This is a genomic window from Pyxidicoccus sp. M6, assembly GCF_055568925.1.
In genome coordinates, this window is sequence record NZ_CM145714.1 from 7,686,814 (window position 1) to 7,702,914 (window position 16,101).

A 16,101-nucleotide genomic window follows, 5' to 3' on the forward strand; every position below is an offset into this window, starting at 1 on the left:
GCTACGCGCTCCACCTCACGCGGTACGTGGTGCCGTCGCCGTCATAGCGGAGCACGTCGACGCGGGGCTCCTTCGCGCCGGAGGCCCGCATGCCCGCGAGCATGGTGCCCTTGGTGAAGTGGCGGGCGATGTCGAGCTCGTTCATCCACAGCTCCATCTCCCGCTCTCCGAGCACGGTGGTGCGGACCTCCGTGTAGCTGTTGCCGGAACGGAAGTTCTTCTGCGTCCGCTCCAGCATCCGCCGGGGGCCGAGGAGGCGCAGCACGCCGAACAGCGCGCTGCCCACCGCCGTCTCCTTGTACCCGTCGACGAGGCGCTCCCCCAGCCAGCTCAGGGCATCCTCCTCGGCCGCGTCCGGGTGCAGTGCCCGGACGGAGCACTGCAACCACCGCGTGAAGCGCGCCTGCGGGTAGCCGGGCAGCAGCTTGCGGTCCAGGTCCAGGCCCTCCTCCCGGAGCCGGGCCTTCAGCTCCGGCGTCACCCTTTCGCCGAGGCCCCGGATGAACAGCGCCTCCACCGTGTGCTCGAAGACGATGCGGTCTGCCATGCCCGTAAGCGTAGGCCTCCGCGAATCTCCGCTGTCGCGAGCGCCCTGCTTCGGCTCCGGCGGAGGACATTGCAAGCGCCTGGAGTCACAAGCGGTGCCCCGCGTCTGCGACTTCAGTCGGGTGGGCACGGCACGCACCACGGATGCGACCGAAGGGAGCGAGGAGCAGTACCGCGCGACCAACCTCGTCGGCACGGGCGTGACGAAGATCTGTGTCAACCCCACCGCCGATTTCAACAACTCCCCCCGCCTGAGCCAGGGTCTCGACCTGGCCATCGCCAACTACAACGAGCGGGGTCTCCGGCTCACCTTCGCGCGCGGACCGACCACCGGCTGTACCGCGAACATCACCGCGCAGACCACGACCGGCACCGGCGGCTCCGCGGGCTTCCCCTCGGGAGGCCTGCCCTACCCGACCATCAACATCGCACCGGCCTGGATGGCTACAGCGTCGACGTGAACGAGCACGTCATCACCCATGAGCTGGGCCACACGATCGGCTTCCGCCACACGGACTACTACAATCGCAGCATCAGTTGCGGCATCGGCGGCGACGAGGGCGATGCCGGCGTGGGCGCCATCCACATCACCGGGACGCCGACCACGGCCACCGTGGGCGGGGCGATCATGAACTCCTGCTTCCGGACGACGGAGACCGGCGAGTGGACCAGCTCCGACATCACCGCGCTGGACGCCCTCTACTCCGGCGGTGGGGTCGCGAGCTGCTCGACCTACAACTTCACGTCGTACCGTGGGCAGAACGGGACGCAGATTACGTGCAACTGCGACGCGGTGAGTGGTGGGGCTGTCTGGGGGACGGACCTCTACACCGATGACTCGAACGCCTGCGTGGCCGCGGTACATGCCGGTGCGATTCCTTCCACGGGCGGGACGGTGGTCGTCACCATCCAGCCGGGACAGAGCAGCTACACGGGCTCCACCCGCAACGGCGTCACCACGTCCTCCTACGGCTCCTGGCCGGGGAGCTACTCCGTTCGACGGTGGTAGGAGGGCTCGTCTCATCGGGCGAATGGGAGGCCCGTTGAGCGTGGGGGCTGTGCGCCCGGCCGGTGTGGAGGCCGCACAGCCCCCATGCGGTACTTCGTCGCGCTAGAGCCCAGCCCCATCTGTCCCTGGAAGCTGCCTGCCATCCACATACTCGTAGCGCTCGCCGAGCGTCCCGACGAACGCTTGCGCCTCGGCGGAGTTGGCGGGAGGCAGGTTCGGGCTGTCGCAGCTCCGCTCGATCTCATAGCGCGAGTAGTCGAGCGGATAGGCGACCAGCACTCCCGAGAAGCCGGTCTTCGCCAGCCAGCGATCAGCGCTCTGCTTCCTGGAGAAGACCGCCGTGGGCTGCGTGGCCCCCTTCCCCGTGAACACCCAGACAGCGCCCCGAGCGTGCCGCGGCTTCGGCTGGAGTTCCTCCGGGAGCTGTCGCTGCTCGAAGGTCGCATCAATGCCAAGCGCTCGCAGTGCCGCGATGACCTGCTTTGCATCCGGCGGGTCGGCAAGAACCGAGGCAAATTCCATGGGCTCGCTCCATTCGACGGAGAAGCGGAACCCATCCTCCTGCTCGAAGCCCCAGTAGAGCTCGCGCCCACTGGCCGTTCGGGTCGGGTCTTCTTCGATGAAGCTCGGCGGTCCCAGCGGCGCTAGTGTTTCGCGGGTGGCAGGGAACTCCACCACCCAGTCGTACCGGCCGAAAGGCATCACGTACGGGAAGCTCAGGCGGCGCATGCATCCTCCAAGGGATGGAGCAGGCACTGTAGCCCCCGAGCTCCCGGACCTGCACCGAAACCGACGCTCACGATTCTCGAACGAGGTCGAAGAGCCCGAACAAGAAGCGTGGCCTGCGCGGAAAGCGTGGCGCTCCCCCGCGCGATGTCAGCGGATCATCGCGCTAGCTGCTCCGGCATGAGAGGTCGCGAGGCCACGGCCTCGATCTCCAGCAGCCATGCCGGGTCGTAGATACCCGTGATGATGATGGTGAGGGTCGGCAGATGCTCACCCAGCACCTCGCGGCGCACACGCGCGTTCACCTCGCGGTACTTTCGGTCGCTCAGATAGGTCGTGACCTTCACCAGGTCACGACGCTCCATGCCGGCCTGGGCGAGCAGGTCGTCGATGTTGGCCCACACCTGCCGGGCCTGCGCCTCGATGCCTTCCGGGACGCTCCCGTCCGGCGCGACCGGAATCTGGCCGCCGATATACAGCGTGCGCGCGGGCCCCGTCACCTCGTAGGCGAGCGAATAGGCCCCTCCGGAAGCAATGGCGATGCCGCGGCTTCGGGGTGTGTCGGTACGCATGGATGACTCCTGATTCGCACGCCCCGACAGACACCCTGTGAGGACGAGGCAGAAGCATGTCGAGGCGAAGGTCCGTGGGTGCACAAGCAAGGCGGGCTCCTTGGGTTGACAGGCCAGGCATGTACCGCTACCCCGCAGCCGTTGGCTTTCACGTCCTTGCGCGGAGTGCTCGCTCCCATGCCGCACCTCACCAGCCTCGGCCGAGTGGTCACCGACTCGCTGCACGCGTGCCTCGTGGCGTGCGACGGCGTGGACGCCGGGAGTCGCGGCGAGGGACTGCTGTCTGGCGAGCGCATCTGGCTCGTGCTGCGGGGCCGCTTCCGCTTCCAGAGCGCCCGCGTGCGGTGCGCTGGAGACCCGGCCACGGTGCTCTTCACACGCGACCGGGAGCCCCACCGCGTCCTCCACCACGACGGTGGGGATGTCTGCCTCACCGTCGCGGGGGCACTCGCCTCGACGCTCGTGGATGGAGCAAGGCCCAGGGCCTCCCTCACCGTCGAGGGCTTCGTGCGGCTGCACATCCTGGCCCGGCAACTGCGCCGGGACAGGGGGACTGACCCGCTGGCGGTGGAGGAGCAACTTTGCACCATCCTCGACCCGGGCCCGGCCCGAGCTCCACGGCGAACAACTCCACGGCAGCGAAGGATGGCCGAGACGGTCGCCGAGCAACTCGCGCTTCGCTTCGATGAGCGGCTGTCTCTCACCACCCTGGCGGCTCCCTTTGGAGTCTCTGTGTTCTCGCTCTGCCGGGCGTTCAGCGCGGTGCACGGCGAGCCCGTGCACCGGATGCAGCAGCGCCTGCGCGTGCGCCACGCATTGGCCTGGGTGCTCGACACGGCCGCACCGCTCGCCCAGGTGGCGGCGGAATGTGGCTTCGCCAGCCACGCGCACCTGTGCACGCAATTCCGCCGGGAGTTCGGCCTCACCCCGAGCGCAGTACGGCGCCCCGAGGGCTGGCGAGCCCTTCTGTCTCGCTCAGCCAACGGGTCGTCGGTGGTGGGACGCGCAAATCGACCTTGGACTCGCTGTTAGAACGCCGAGCCGTTCGCGCGAGTCCCCGGAGACGCGCCGCTCGTGGACAGGCTCGTGTGGAGCACGAAGCTGCCCGTGGCGCTGCCATCCGGATTGCGGTTCATCGACACGCCGTCCTGCGCCGCGAGCGACGCGGCATACGTATACGTGGACACCACCGTGCCGCCCGACTTCTGGAGCGTCACGGTGTCTCCACCATTGTTGAGGCTCAGTCCGCCCGTCGTCGCGCCCACCGCGTTGCTCACACCGGCCGGAATGGACGCGGCCTTGCCGAACACCACGAGCGCCTTCCCCGCCTCGAGGATGGTGCCGCTGGCGAAGGTGTGCCGAACCCCCGTCGCATCCCACAGCGTCCATCCACTGAGGTCCACCAGCGAGCCCCCCGTGTTGAGCAGCTCGATGAACTCCGTGCCGGCATCCGAGCCAATCTCGTTGGCGAGAATCTCGTGCAGCACCACGTTGCCCGGCGTGTTCGTGGACGTGATGGTGAACGCCGCGTCGCTGCTGTCCGCGATGGCCGCATTGGCCACGTCACTCACCCGCACGCGGGCCGACGAGGTCGCGATGTCCGGCACCGTCCACGCGAAGCTGCCCGCCGTGCCCGGCGCCGTGCCGATGAGGGCCCAGTTGCCGCCGTCATTCAGCGAGTACTCCAGCTTCACCGTCGGCACCTGGTTCGCCATCCAGGTGATGGTCGCCGAGCCACCGCCCGCCCAGCTCTCCCCGCCATTGGGCGAGGTGACGCTCACCGCCGCGTCCTCGTTGCCCCACGTGTAGCGCGTGAGGACCGGATAGTGGTCCGAGGTCGTCGTGTCGTAGTTGGGGATGTACGCGTCCACGCGGTACGCCTCGGCCGAGCCCGGCACATGGAGCGCCTGCTGCTCGTTCGTGGCGAGGTGGTGGTCGATGACGGCCTTGTAGCCCACGGTGGACGTGAGGTTCGCGTCGGAGAGCGCCTTCGTGGGGAACGTGTAGTCCGCCGAGTCCACCACGAAGTTCTCGTACGGCGACGCGTAGCCGGAGGCGATGGACACGTCCACGTCGTCATTGAAGTCGCCGATGACGAGCACCTTCGCCGTGGGCCACGTGCTGTCCAGGTACGCCTTGAGCGCCTGCGCGCCCTCCACGCGCCGCTGCCAGCTATCCGCGTCGCTCAGCGCCTTCGCGTGCATGATGATGACCACGAGGTCCTCGGTGTGCCCGTTGAGGCTCACGCGCAGCCGCACCTCGAGCGGCGGCCGGCCGCCGAAGAGCGTGGCATTCGCGGTGAGGATGACGCGCGCGCCCAGCACGGTGGCGACGGACGGCTTGTAGAGGAAGCCCACCTTCTGCTCGCCCGGCGTGTAGTACGTGCTGCCGCCCACCACGATGGAGTCACTGCCGAGGAGTCCCGCGTAGCCGGGGAGCTGCGAGACGAGCGTGTTGAAATGCGCGGCGCTGACAATCTCCTCCACGCCCCAGAGGTCCAGGTCGGCCCCGAGGATGACGTCTCGCGCGTTCTGGAGCTGGAGCGTCTCGTCGGCGGGACCGTGAGACGTGGAGCCGAAGTACTCCAGGTTCCAGCACCCGACATCCAGCGTGCTGGAGAAGCCTCGGGACGGGATGGTGATGGCGTCCTCGCGCTCGCCGAGCGGAGGTTCGGAGACGAAGGCGGACGGGTCGCCACCACAAGCGGTGGCCAGCGAGAGACACAACAGCAGGGACTTCAACCGTGACATGAGCGGGTCCTTGTCGGAGTGCTGCGGAACTCGGCGGATCTGATGCTGCCGGTGTGGCGCCGCAAGGACCCTGTTGGGCGCTCGAAGTTCACGTCTCCATGGACGTGTCACATGGGTGTCGCGAACTCCGCCTCGAGGACGTGATACATCCGGCCGGCGACACGGCACGCGGTGGTAGCCTCCCTCCGGTGCAACCGCACCCCACTCCGGACTTCCGTCCACTGGGCCGAAAGGCCTATGGCTCCATTCCCCACCTCCCTGGCTCGCGCACGGGGCCGGCGGACCGGCACCTCTCTCCTGCGCTGGCGCGGCTGTGCACCGAGCGCACCCGCGACGCGAGAGACCATGTCGTCGTGCTGGAGAAGCTCGACGGCTCCTGCGTGGCCGCGGCGCGCGTGGGGGACTCGGTGCTGGCGCTGGGGCGCGAGGGACGCCTCGCGGCGCAGTCACCCAACGAGGCACGTCGGCTGTGGGCAGCGTGGGTCGCGGAAAATTCGGCACGTTTCCTCGCGGTGCTCCAGCCGGGAGAGCGAGTCGTCGGCGAGTGGCTGGCTCTCGCGCATGGCACCCGCTACGCGCTGAAACACGAGCCCTTCGTCGCCTTCGACCTGATGCGCGACGCGGAGCGGCTGCCATGGCACGAGCTCACCGCGCGCCTCGGTCCGGGTGGCTTCGTGACTCCGGGTGTGCTGCACGAGGGCGGACCGCTGAGCATCGACGCGGCGCTGACGCGACTCCAGGCGGGCGGTTCACATGGCGCCGTGGATGCCGTCGAAGGGGCCGTCTGGCGGGTGGAGCGGCGGGAGAGCGCGGGTGTCAGGGTGGAGTTTCTCGCCAAGTATGTACGGCCGGACAAGGTGGACGGCAGCCTCCTACCTGAGAACACCGGACGGCCCGCCGTGTGGAACTGGCGCCCCGCACCCGGGGTGTCTTCGACGTAGGGAGTGCTGGCCGTGACACGTGCGTTCTTCGTCACTGGGAATCAATTCAAAGCCGACGAGGTCGCCCGCCTGCTCGCGGGGCTCGACGTCACGTGGCAGAAGCTCGCGCTGCCGGGGCTCGACGACGTGTCGGCCCACCTCGACCTCGCGGCGCTGGCGAAGCGCAAGGTGCTGGCGGCGTACCGCGAGCTCGGCGCGCCCTGCTTCGTGGAGACAACGGCGCTGGAGCTGGACGGCGGCCCCGTGCTCACAGGCGCGCGCTTCAAGAAACAGATGCTCACGATGGGCGAGCACGCCTTCCTCGCGGCACACGGTGGCCGCCGGGGCCGCACGCGTGTGGCGGTGGCGTACTCGGAGAACGGCCAACCCGAGAATGTGGCCCTGTTCGAGGACGCCATCGAGGGCACGCTGCTGGCGGAGCCTCGCGGCGAGGGCGGCTACGGGTGGGACCGCGCGTGGCTGCCGGACGGCTTCCAGCGCACGCTCGGCGAGATGCCCAGGAACAAGTGGTTCCTCAACATGCGGCATCGGCCCTACCTGGAGCTGGCGGATCGGCTGCGCGCGCAGTCGCAGGGTGGCGCGTACGAGGCGCACATCACCGTGTCCGCGCGCTCGGAGGAGGACCTCCGGCGCTTCCGCGCGTTCTGCGACGCAGCGTCGGTGAAGTGCATCTTCATCGAGCTGGGCAGGGGCGCCGAGGTCTTCCAGCCCATGACGGCCTCCTACCACCACGGCACGCTCCGCCAGGCGCGCGAGGAGGTGCAGACCATGGCCCGCGCGCTCGCGGCGGAGGGCTTCGACGTCACGCGCCTCAAGCTGGAGGCCCTGGGGAAGAACCGGGACATTCCCGAGGACGACGCGACGGCGAAGGCACAGCCCTCGAACTACTTCGAGTTCCATGTGAAGGCGCTGCTGCCCTCGGGAGACACGGGCCTGGAGGCGCTGCGGGCGCGGTGCGAGAAGCACGGCGCGCACCTGTCCCGCAACGCGCGCAAGGTGCGCGAGGACGGTGCGTCGGAGCGCTTCGTCACGATGCGTGTCTACGGTCTGGGCCGCGCGAATGCGGATGCGCGCTTCACCGCGCTACTGGAGGACCTGTCGGGGACGGGGCTGACGCTGACGCAGCGGCTGCGCGAGTGGACGGTCTACGACTCGAACCACGGGATGGACCGTGGCTGGCTGGAGGATGCGAAGTGAGTGCCCATGAGTTGCCCCTGCGCGCGGGGGCGGCGGTGTTGCGCCGCCTCGCGCGCTCCTCCGAGGTGGAGACGCTCGTCCTGCGGGGCGGGCTGATGATGCGCCTGTGGAGCGGCCCGGTGCCGCGCCCCGTGGAAGATTTGGACTTCCTCGCGCAGTTCCCCTTCGACGCGGCGGACACGGTGCGGCGGTTGGAGTCCGTGCTCCGTGTCGAGGTGGACGACGGGTTCTCCTTCGGCGCGCTGAGGTCCGAGGTCATCTGGGCGGAGACGAAGTTCCCCGGCGTGCGCGTCTTCGTGGAGACGCGGCTGCCCGGGGTGGAGGGTGCGTTCGAGCTGCGCATCGACACGGGCTTCGGCGACCCGATGGAGCCGGGTCCCACGTGGACGGAGTACGACGTCGGTGAGGGTGGCGCGGCACGCGTGCTGGCGTGCCGACCGGAGACGCTGCTCGCGTGGAAGATGCACGGCCTGTTCGAGCGCGGAAAGGGCCGCTTCCGCCCGAAGGACTTGTTCGACGTGTACCTGCTCACCCGGCACGCGCAGCTGGAGACGGCGCTGCTGCCTCGGGCACTGAAGCTGGCCTTCGAGTCGCGCGGAGATTCGGTGGAGTTGATGGAGCGGCTGATGGCGGGCGAGTTCGGCCGGAGCCCTTGGAGCAACGAGAAGTGGGCGCGCTACCGGGCCAGCCAACCGGAGGGACGGCCCGAGGCACTGGCGGATGTCGTGAGTGCCGTGGCCTCCGCGCTGCGGCCGGTGTGGGACGCAGCACGGGTGCTTCCCATCGGAGTGCCGGAAACGGCCTCTTAGTGAGTCTTCCCGGTGCCGGTGCCCGCCGCGCTGCCACCTGTTCGAGCCCCCGCCCACACCCTCGACGGCAACATCCCGACTGCGGGCAGGAACCCCAGGGGCTTCCCCCCATTCGGATTGTATCCCTCCGGGCACTCGGTGCTGACGGCGAAGGTCCCCGTTTTCGTGGCGTGCTCCCAAACCTGAAGCAACCGGCTTTGCTGCTTGGCCGCCTTATCCACGCCATTGAAGACATAGCCTTCCAACGCCGCTTTCGCGTCGCCGTCCAGCGTGTAGCCTTTGGGGCAGTTGCCCTTGGTGAGGACGAAACGTCGCTGCAAACCCATGTCCTTACAACGGTAGAGCGGGATGAGTTCCAAGCGGCTGCTGAGCGAGGCGGGGATGCTCTTGCTGAAGATGGCGCCTTCCACCTCAAGCTGCTTGGAGTACTCACCTTTCACATTCAGTTCGGGCAGCACCGTGTAATTCGGGGCCAGGGAGTTGAACAGGCCTGCTTTCAGCTCGACGGCAGTCGTGGTCAACATTGGGTCATCTGCCCCTCCTCCAAAGCGCACCAGCACCGCGTCGATGGGTAGTGAGTACGAGAGGAATACCGCGCCGTTGTGAATCAGGTCATCGAAGGTCCGCTTCTCGCAGGTAATGGGGCCCCCCGAGAATTGGGTTTTCATGGCCATCCGCTCGACGGATTCACGGTCCATGCAAGCCGCGTCCAGCGGCAGGCTATTCCAACGCTTCTTTCCGAGGCAGAGTGGCCGGGTCCTGCCACAATCTCCCTCCAGCACCCAGGCCGCCTCAAGCTGACCTCCCCCGAGCTCCAGTTCCTCCGGGGGGACGCTCTTCAAATTCGTCTCGGAGACGGTCCTCAAGTCCAGGAAGGTGAGGGGGGTGCCATCGATGGTATTCGCCCGGCCTTCGCCACAGTAATCCGCGGTGGCCATTCGGACACAGGCTTGGTGGAGCCGGAGTGCCTCCTTCAACTGCGTTTCAGGTCCCCAGGGCGGGAAGCCCCAGTCAATGCACTTCGCGATGACTCCGCCCCCGGTGAGTAGCGTCTCTCTCGCGGAGGGCGGCACACAGGCGAAGGTGAAGTAGCTCGGGTTCTTATAGAGTTCGCCGGACATCGACCACGCGTTCGGCACCGCCAGCGCATAGCCATTATTCGGACAGAGGGGCACGCATTTATCGCTCCAGTTTTTGCCCGGAGCGCAGGCTCCATCCTTCAGCTCATGCCCTACCTGGTACTCCCATTCCGGCATGGGGGGCCGCGTTCTAGGCCCTCCGTCGAAGGGGAAGGGATTGTGGGCTTGCACATCCCGGATGACGAGCCGCACTACCTCCCCATCGAGAGGCGCGAGGAGTGTAGCTCCCGTGACCGCCCTTGCATCGCTTTCTGTCGGTGTGGCCGAAAGACAGCGCGGCGCAATGCTGAGCGTGCCCGTGTTGAGTGTAAGAGCGTTTCTACAGATTGCCGGGTTCAAGCGCGGCCCCGACCCTGGGGTGCTAGACAAGCGTGACTTGCCTCGATTGAAATTCGGCGGCGGCTGGAAGTTCGCGAGTGGGATGTTGAGGTGCTCCAGCTCCGGGTCCACGGTGCCATGAAGCCGCGTGCCCTGCTCGCTGTTCGTCGGTGGAGGGTCCGCGCGAGCCCTCAAGCCCATACACAGAACCACGAGCCCGGCCAGCCAGCGCCAGGTCTTCATCTTGGGAAATGACATCCCCGCTCCTTCTCGGCTCGGGAATTCGAGCCCCCTCGCTCCAAAGCAAGGCACGTGCCCTCAGCGCACAGCTCAAGACGAAGGGGGTTCCGCGCAGACCCGGAGCCCGACGAACGGATTGCGCATGAGCGGCTCGCCGTCTCCGTGGTTGAGGCTCCGAGCCGTCATGACGTCCTGGTAGAACGAGCCACCGCCATAGGCCGCCGTTCCGTCCCGCGGCGTGGTGACCATCCACTCCCAGACATTGCCGGCGAGGTCCGCCACGCCAAAGGGGCTGTCCGACACCGGGTACGAACCCACTGCGTCCGGGCCGAATGCGAGCGCCCGGCGGCCGTGGGTGATGTCGACATTGGCGTCCCCTGGATCCAGGCGCTGACCATGCGGGTAATCGCGCCCGTCCGCGCCTCGCGCCGCGCGCTCCCACTCCAGCTCGCCACAGAGCCGGGCGCCTCGCGGGCGTCCGGTGCGGTCCAGCCAGGCCACGTACGCCCGCGCGTCCTCCCAGGAGATGGCGGACACCGGGAAGCGCAGCCAGTCCTGCGACGCGAGCCGCGAGCGCTCCGGGTACTGGAGCCGCTCTCCCTCTCGCGCCCGCAGCACGTGCCCCGGACGCGTGATGACCAACTCCCACGTCCTATCAGCCCGCTCCACCAATTCGACGGTGCCGAACTGATTCGAGCCCAGGGGCCGCCGAAGGAACCGCTCCTCGCGAGGCAGCGTGCGCAGGAACGTGAGCCACTCCGCGTACGTCACTTCGTGACGGGCGATGAAGAAGCCTCCGGTGTGCGCCTCATGAAGCGGGCGCGTGCGCACGAGGGTGCGACGGATGGGCTCGTCGTCTCCACTGCCGTACAGGAAGCGCCCGGGAGGCACGTAGACGTAGCCCTCCGGCACCGTCGCCGGCATGGGGATGCGCGCGCGGAAGCGCTCTCCCCGCCCGAGCAACACCGGGTAGCGGACATCGGGCCGCCCCTGCGTCCGGAACGTCAGGCGATACGAGCCGGGAGGAAGCGCGGCGTCCACCAGCGGTGTCGCGCCCATCCGCTCGGGCGCGGACCAGTGCAGCCGGCCGTCCTCGCTCACGGAGCGCTCCATCCACACCTCCGCGCCGGAGGGCTCCGTGTCCAGGTCCAACCTCGCCGGCTCCGACAAGCGACGCCGGTGCTCGCCCCCGTCGTCCACGGCATCCAGGCGCTGCTCCAACAATGCGCGAGCCTCGGTGCGGCGGTCGCGCTCGGCGAGCAGGATGCGCTGGTGGAGCACCTCGGCCAGGCGTGCTCGCAGCAGCGGGTGCTGCCCGTCGCGCAGCAGCGCCGACTCCAGCACGCGCGTGGCCTCCTCGTGCGCATCCCCCACGTTCGCTTCGAGAGACAGGGCTCGCGCCCACGTGGCCTCCGCCTCTGGCGCGCGCTTCGCGTCGAAGGCGGCGAAGGCCTGCTGGCGAAGCGCCTCCACCTCTCCTTCTTCCGCCTCGGCCCGACGCTCCAAGCTGTCCACCGTGGCCAGTGCTTCCGCCACCCTGTGCGCCCGTGAACGAGCCTCGCGCAGCTCCGACACCCCGTACACGCAGGCCGCGGTGAGAGGCAGCAACACCACCACCCCGGCCCACACCGCGCGTCGCCGCCACACGCCCCGCCTCGACGCGCGCAGGAAGGCCACCTCTCCCGGGCTCAGCGCATCGGCCTCCAGCCGCGACGATTCCTCGAGCTGACGCCCGCTCCAGAGGACCTCACCCGCGCCCCCCAGCCTGCGCCACTCGGAGGAGGCTCGCTCGAGCCGCTGCCGCAACGCGCGCAGCTCCGCGTCTCCCGCGAGCCAGCCGCGCAACGTGTCCCAGCCACGAACCAGCGCCTCGTGTGCCAGCTCGTAGGTGCCCTCGCCCGGCACGTCGGCCTCGCGCGCGAGCAGCAGGCGTCCCCGCACCAGCGCCTCCAGGGCCTCGCGCGCCGCGCCCTGCCCTCCCATCAGCTCGGTGCGCGTTCGCCGTGCGCGCGTTCCCTCCTCCAGCACCAGCTGGGGCAACAGCCTCCGTGCCGCCTCCCGCTGCCAGGGCCGCATCCCCGCGAGGACGCCATCGGCATAGCGCGCGAGCGCCCCCTCCACACCTCCCAGCGTCTCCAGCGCGGCCGACGGCACCAACTTGCGCTCCCGGTCCCTGCGCTCCCACAGCTCCGCCAGCGTAAACTGCAGGAGCGGCAGCCCCCCGTCGCCACGCCCCGCGGCCACCAGGGTGTCCACCATCGCGTCACTCTCGAAGGTGAAGCCCTGCGCCCGCGCGGGACCGACGATGGCCTCTTGCAGCCCGGCCTCGTCCAGGTGCGGGAGCAGGTACAGCCCGGCCGACAGGTGCTCGCTCATCCCGGGCACGTCCGCGAGGCGCGCGAGGAAGTCTCCCCGCGCGGTGGCCAGCACGCGCAGCCGGGAGCCGGTGCCCGTGAGCGCCACGAGGATTTCGATGAAGCGCTCCGCGTCTTCCGGCGCGGCCTGCGTCAGCAGCTCCTCGAGCGCGTCCACGAACACCAGGAGCCCCCTCGCTCCACAGGCCGCGAGTACCCGCCGCGCCAGCTCCACCGGTGACTCCCGAAGGGACTCGTGCAACTCCGCTTCCCGCAGTCCAGGCAGCAGCGCCAGCGCCGTCACCAGGGAGCGCACGGGCCTGCGCCCGGGGAGCACCTCGCACACCAGCCATGGAGCGCCCAGCGCCCCCTCGGCCACTCGGGGCAGCACGCCTGCGCGACACAGCGAGGACTTGCCCGCGCCGGAGTCTCCCGCCACCAGCACCCACGGCTCCGCGCGGAGCCGGTCGAGCACGGCGCGCACGTGCGCTGCGCGCCCGAGGAAGGTCGCACGCTCGGCCGCGGTGAAGGAGTGGAGCCCCGGATACGGACGCTCACGCGGACCGGAATCCTCGCGCGCACGTTCCTGCAACGCCTCCAGTGCCTCGCGGAGCGCGTCCGCCGAGACGAAGCGCTCGGTCGGCTCTCGCGACAGACAGCGGCTGAGGATGGCATCGAAGGCGGGCTCCACCTCCGGCGCCACCTGACGCAGCGGGATGAAGGGCTGACCGAGCACGGCCTCACGAAGCGTCGCCACCGAGTCGGCCGGATGCGGAGGCGCGCCGCAGCACAGCTCGTAGAGCAGCACCCCGAGCGAGTACAGGTCACTGCGCGCGGTGGCCGGCTCGCCGCGCCACACCTCCGGCGCCATGTACAGCGGAGTGCCGATGCGCCCGGTGGCAGGAAGCGGTCCGGGCCCGGTTCGGAGCGTGGGCTCCACGGTCGCCGTCTCCGCGGCGTCCACGGTGTCGCGCACCTGGGTGCCTGGAACGCGCGCCTCGTGCGGCGCCGGGCTCACGGCCCCCGTCACGCCCAGCAGCTTGGCCACGCCGAAGTCGAGGAGCTTCACCTCGCCTTCCCCGGTCAGCATCGCGTTCGCGGGCTTGATGTCGCGGTGGAGCACGCCGCGCCGATGGGCGGCGGACAGGCCCCTTGCCAGCCCGATTCCAAGCGAGAGCACGCGCTGCCACGGCTGTGGCCGGGGCAGCCGGTCCAGGCTTTCTCCGTTCACCCACTCGGACACGAGGTAGGGCCGGCCCTGGACCTCGCCCACGCGGTGGACGTCCACCACGTTGGGGTGCCGCACGCGGGCGATGGCACGAGCCTCGGTGCGAAACCGCTCCCGCTGCGCCGCATCGGGCGACACGCCGGAGAGGAACTTCACCGCCACCCGCCGGTCCAGCAGCGTGTCGTGTGCGACGTAGACCTCGCCCATGGCCCCTCGCCCAATCGGGTGCAGGAGGCGGTACTCACCGAAGGTGGCGGGAGGATGCCAGGGCACGGACGCGGGCCGCATGACGCCACTCTATCGGCGCCATGGGTGGCCCTCGAATCGCCCCGGAGCGCGACTCCGGCGCGTCACGACTTCTGCGTACGCGAAGGGATGCGGTACTGCTTGAGCTTGAACGCGAAGGTGCGCAGGGGCATGCCGATGCGCTGCGCGGCGCGTGTCTGCACTCCGCCCGTAGCCTCCAGGGCCTCCACCATCCGCTGCCGCTCCAGCGCCCGCAGCTCCTCCGCGAGAGATGGGTAGCTCCGAGGCGGAGCGGGCGCGACCGTGTTTTGCGCCTCCAGCGTTTCCTCGGGCGCGGAGCTACCGGGGCGCACGGACTCGGGAAGGTGTGACAGCTCGACGAGGGAGCCCGACGCAGTGGCGGCCACGTACTCCATGGCGTTCTTCAGCTCGCGCACGTTGCCCGGCCAGCCGTGCGCGGCCAGTGCGTCCATGGTGGAGGCGGAGAGCCGCGGCACGGGACGGCCCGAGCGAGCACACGCGGCCTCCAGGAAGGCGCGCGCCAGCAGCGGCAGCTCACGGGGGCGCTCACGAAGCGGGGGCAGCACCACCACCGCGGCGGACAGACGGAAGAACAGGTCCTGCCGGAAGCGTCCGGCCTTCACCTCGTCCACGAGCACGCGGTGCGTAGCGGCCACCAGCCGCAGGTCCACCTCGCGCTCGCGTGAGTCTCCGAGGCGGGTGATGCGCTGCTGGTCCAACGCGCGCAGCAGCTTGGCCTGGATGGGAAGGGAAAGCTCCGCCACCTCGTCCAGGAACAGGGTGCCTCCGCTGGCGCGCTCCAGCACGCCCGCGCGTGCGCGGTCCGCGCCTGAGAAGGCGCCGCGCTCGTGGCCGAACAGCTCGCTCTCCGCGAGGCTCTCCGGGAGCGCGGCGCAGTTGACCGCGACGAAGGGCCGCTCCGCCCTGGCGGACCAGTGGTGCACGGCCCACGCGGCGTTCTCCTTTCCCGCGCCCGTCTCGCCATGGATGAGCACCGGGAGCGGGCTCGCCGCGAGGCGCCGCAGCAGATCGAAGAGGCGCACCATGGAGGCGTCCGCCACCACCACGGAGCGCTCGCCCAGTTGCAACCGGTGGAGGTCCGGCGCACTGACGCGCAGACCTCCAGGGACCGCCGCCAGTGCCGCGGCCCGCGCGGCGGACAGCAAAGCTTCCGTGTTCAGTCCATCATGTGGCGACATGGCAAGACCCGCGCGGACCTGGGGTGCCAGCGAAGCGAGCGAGTCCAGCACCCCCGAGGCAGTGGCCTCGGCGTCGTCGCCGTCCAGCTCTGGCAGCACCACCGCCAGCGAGGAGCCGCTCCGCCCCACGAAGTCCATCAGCCTCAGCCCCTCGCCGAACGCGCGCGTCAGCTCTTCCAGCGGCGCACTGGAAATTCCCGGCTCCAGCACGAGGACGCTCACCGCGCGCTCGTAGCTGCGCACCCGCTCCAGTTCCTCGGCCAGCCGGGCGCGCAGCGCTGGCACCTCCAGCAGCGTCCGCGTCGGTGGACGCGCGGACTCGCCATGGAAGACGAGGGTGACGTTGCCGAGCGTCACCACGTCTCCCGTCTGGAGCACCTGGCTTCCCTCGGTCCGCTCGCCGTTGACGCGGATGCCATTGTGGCTGTCGAGGTCGGAGATGAAGACCTCACCCGCCTCCATCACGAGCCGCGCGTGCTGGCGGCTCACCGACGTGTCTTCCACGGCGATGTCCGCGGAGGAGCTCCGGCCGATGAGCAGCGAGCCGGAGCGCGGCAGCGGGTGCACGGAGGACGTGTTCCCCTCCACGACGAGCAGGTACTGGCGCGCCTCGGAAACAGGCGCCTCCGCCTTGGAGCGCCGTGCATCCTCGGTCTCGACCAGGTCTCGCGACGACATGGCCCCAGGATGCCCGGGCGGGTGAAACGCGGGCAATTGCCCTACGGCAAGAGCTGCACGGTATGCAATGCCAGCACGACCGGGCACGCGCCCCTGTGCAAGCCTTGCACAGCTCCGTCCACGCCGGT

General features: G+C 69.5%; 12 protein-coding genes and 1 pseudogene. 6 read left to right on the forward strand and 7 right to left on the reverse strand.

Annotation, left to right across the window (positions count from 1 at the left end):
* Position 1: 1 nt before the first annotated feature.
* Positions 2–547, reverse strand: a complete 546-nt coding sequence (locus ACVTJA_RS30220; protein ID WP_465824935.1) for a DUF2378 family protein — start codon at positions 545–547, stop codon at positions 2–4.
* A gap of 151 nt (positions 548–698) precedes the next feature.
* Between ACVTJA_RS30220 and ACVTJA_RS30225 the strand changes: the two are divergent.
* Both ACVTJA_RS30225 and ACVTJA_RS30230 read left to right on the forward strand, forming a co-directional pair.
* Positions 699–1,249: pseudogene (locus ACVTJA_RS30225) on the forward strand (M57 family metalloprotease); the annotation flags it as partial.
* A 90-nt stretch (positions 1,250–1,339) separates the two neighbouring features.
* A complete protein-coding gene (locus ACVTJA_RS30230; protein WP_465840543.1) occupies positions 1,340–1,555 on the forward strand; it encodes an LCCL domain-containing protein in 216 nt (71 codons plus the stop codon).
* A 102-nt stretch (positions 1,556–1,657) separates the two neighbouring features.
* On the opposite strand, the gene ACVTJA_RS30235 is transcribed toward ACVTJA_RS30230, so the two are convergent.
* Together ACVTJA_RS30235 and ACVTJA_RS30240 are read right to left on the reverse strand one after the other, a co-directional pair.
* On the reverse strand, positions 1,658–2,284 hold the full coding sequence (locus ACVTJA_RS30235; RefSeq protein ID WP_465824938.1) for a DUF7710 domain-containing protein: 627 nt from the start codon (positions 2,282–2,284) through the stop codon (positions 1,658–1,660).
* A gap of 155 nt (positions 2,285–2,439) precedes the next feature.
* A complete protein-coding gene (locus tag ACVTJA_RS30240) occupies positions 2,440–2,853 on the reverse strand; it encodes a RidA family protein (RefSeq protein WP_465824940.1) in 414 nt (137 codons plus the stop codon).
* 177 nt (positions 2,854–3,030) lie between these two features.
* On the opposite strand from ACVTJA_RS30240, the gene ACVTJA_RS30245 reads away from it, so the two are divergent.
* Positions 3,031–3,885, forward strand: coding sequence for a helix-turn-helix domain-containing protein (locus ACVTJA_RS30245; protein ID WP_465824942.1), 855 nt, complete (start codon positions 3,031–3,033; stop codon positions 3,883–3,885).
* On the opposite strand, the gene ACVTJA_RS30250 is transcribed toward ACVTJA_RS30245, so the two are convergent.
* Positions 3,882–5,603, reverse strand: coding sequence for a lamin tail domain-containing protein (locus ACVTJA_RS30250; protein ID WP_465824944.1), 1,722 nt, complete (start codon positions 5,601–5,603; stop codon positions 3,882–3,884). The two genes, ACVTJA_RS30245 and ACVTJA_RS30250, sit on opposite strands and share 4 nt — an antisense overlap.
* Positions 5,604–5,791: 188 nt before the next feature.
* Between ACVTJA_RS30250 and ACVTJA_RS30255 the strand changes: the two genes are divergently transcribed.
* From ACVTJA_RS30255 to ACVTJA_RS30265, 3 genes are read left to right on the forward strand one after another with little or no spacing between them, the layout of a single operon-like run.
* Positions 5,792–6,544, forward strand: coding sequence for an RNA ligase family protein (locus ACVTJA_RS30255; protein WP_465824946.1), 753 nt, complete (start codon positions 5,792–5,794; stop codon positions 6,542–6,544).
* Between the two features lie 12 nt (positions 6,545–6,556).
* Complete coding sequence (locus ACVTJA_RS30260; protein WP_465824948.1) at positions 6,557–7,741, forward strand: non-canonical purine NTP pyrophosphatase; 1,185 nt, start codon at positions 6,557–6,559, stop codon at positions 7,739–7,741.
* A complete protein-coding gene (locus ACVTJA_RS30265; protein ID WP_465824950.1) occupies positions 7,738–8,550 on the forward strand; it encodes a nucleotidyl transferase AbiEii/AbiGii toxin family protein in 813 nt (270 codons plus the stop codon). Before ACVTJA_RS30260 ends, ACVTJA_RS30265 begins: the two co-directional genes overlap by 4 nt.
* Here the strand turns inward: ACVTJA_RS30265 and ACVTJA_RS30270 are convergent.
* The 3 genes from ACVTJA_RS30270 to ACVTJA_RS30280 form a co-directional block, all read right to left on the reverse strand.
* Entirely contained in the window at positions 8,547–9,806 is a 1,260-nt protein-coding gene (locus tag ACVTJA_RS30270; RefSeq protein ID WP_465824953.1) for an ADYC domain-containing protein, read from the reverse strand. The genes ACVTJA_RS30265 and ACVTJA_RS30270 overlap by 4 nt on opposite strands.
* Before the next feature lie 531 nt (positions 9,807–10,337).
* A complete protein-coding gene (locus tag ACVTJA_RS30275; protein ID WP_465824957.1) occupies positions 10,338–14,117 on the reverse strand; it encodes an nSTAND1 domain-containing NTPase in 3,780 nt (1,259 codons plus the stop codon).
* A gap of 62 nt (positions 14,118–14,179) precedes the next feature.
* Positions 14,180–15,973, reverse strand: a complete 1,794-nt coding sequence (locus ACVTJA_RS30280) for a sigma 54-interacting transcriptional regulator (protein ID WP_465824959.1) — start codon at positions 15,971–15,973, stop codon at positions 14,180–14,182.
* Positions 15,974–16,101: the final 128 nt, after the last annotated feature.

Coding starts and splice junctions, on each gene's coding strand:
- ACVTJA_RS30220 (WP_465824935.1), bottom strand. CDS start 547: ATGGCAGACCGCATCGTCTTCGAGCACACGGTGGAGGCGCTGTTCATC.
- ACVTJA_RS30235 (WP_465824938.1), bottom strand. CDS start 2,284: ATGCGCCGCCTGAGCTTCCCGTACGTGATGCCTTTCGGCCGGTACGAC.
- ACVTJA_RS30240 (WP_465824940.1), bottom strand. CDS start 2,853: ATGCGTACCGACACACCCCGAAGCCGCGGCATCGCCATTGCTTCCGGA.
- ACVTJA_RS30245 (WP_465824942.1), top strand. CDS start 3,031: ATGCCGCACCTCACCAGCCTCGGCCGAGTGGTCACCGACTCGCTGCAC.
- ACVTJA_RS30250 (WP_465824944.1), bottom strand. CDS start 5,603: ATGTCACGGTTGAAGTCCCTGCTGTTGTGTCTCTCGCTGGCCACCGCT.
- ACVTJA_RS30270 (WP_465824953.1), bottom strand. CDS start 9,806: ATGCCGGAATGGGAGTACCAGGTAGGGCATGAGCTGAAGGATGGAGCC.
- ACVTJA_RS30275 (WP_465824957.1), bottom strand. CDS start 14,117: ATGCGGCCCGCGTCCGTGCCCTGGCATCCTCCCGCCACCTTCGGTGAG.
- ACVTJA_RS30280 (WP_465824959.1), bottom strand. CDS start 15,973: ATGTCGTCGCGAGACCTGGTCGAGACCGAGGATGCACGGCGCTCCAAG.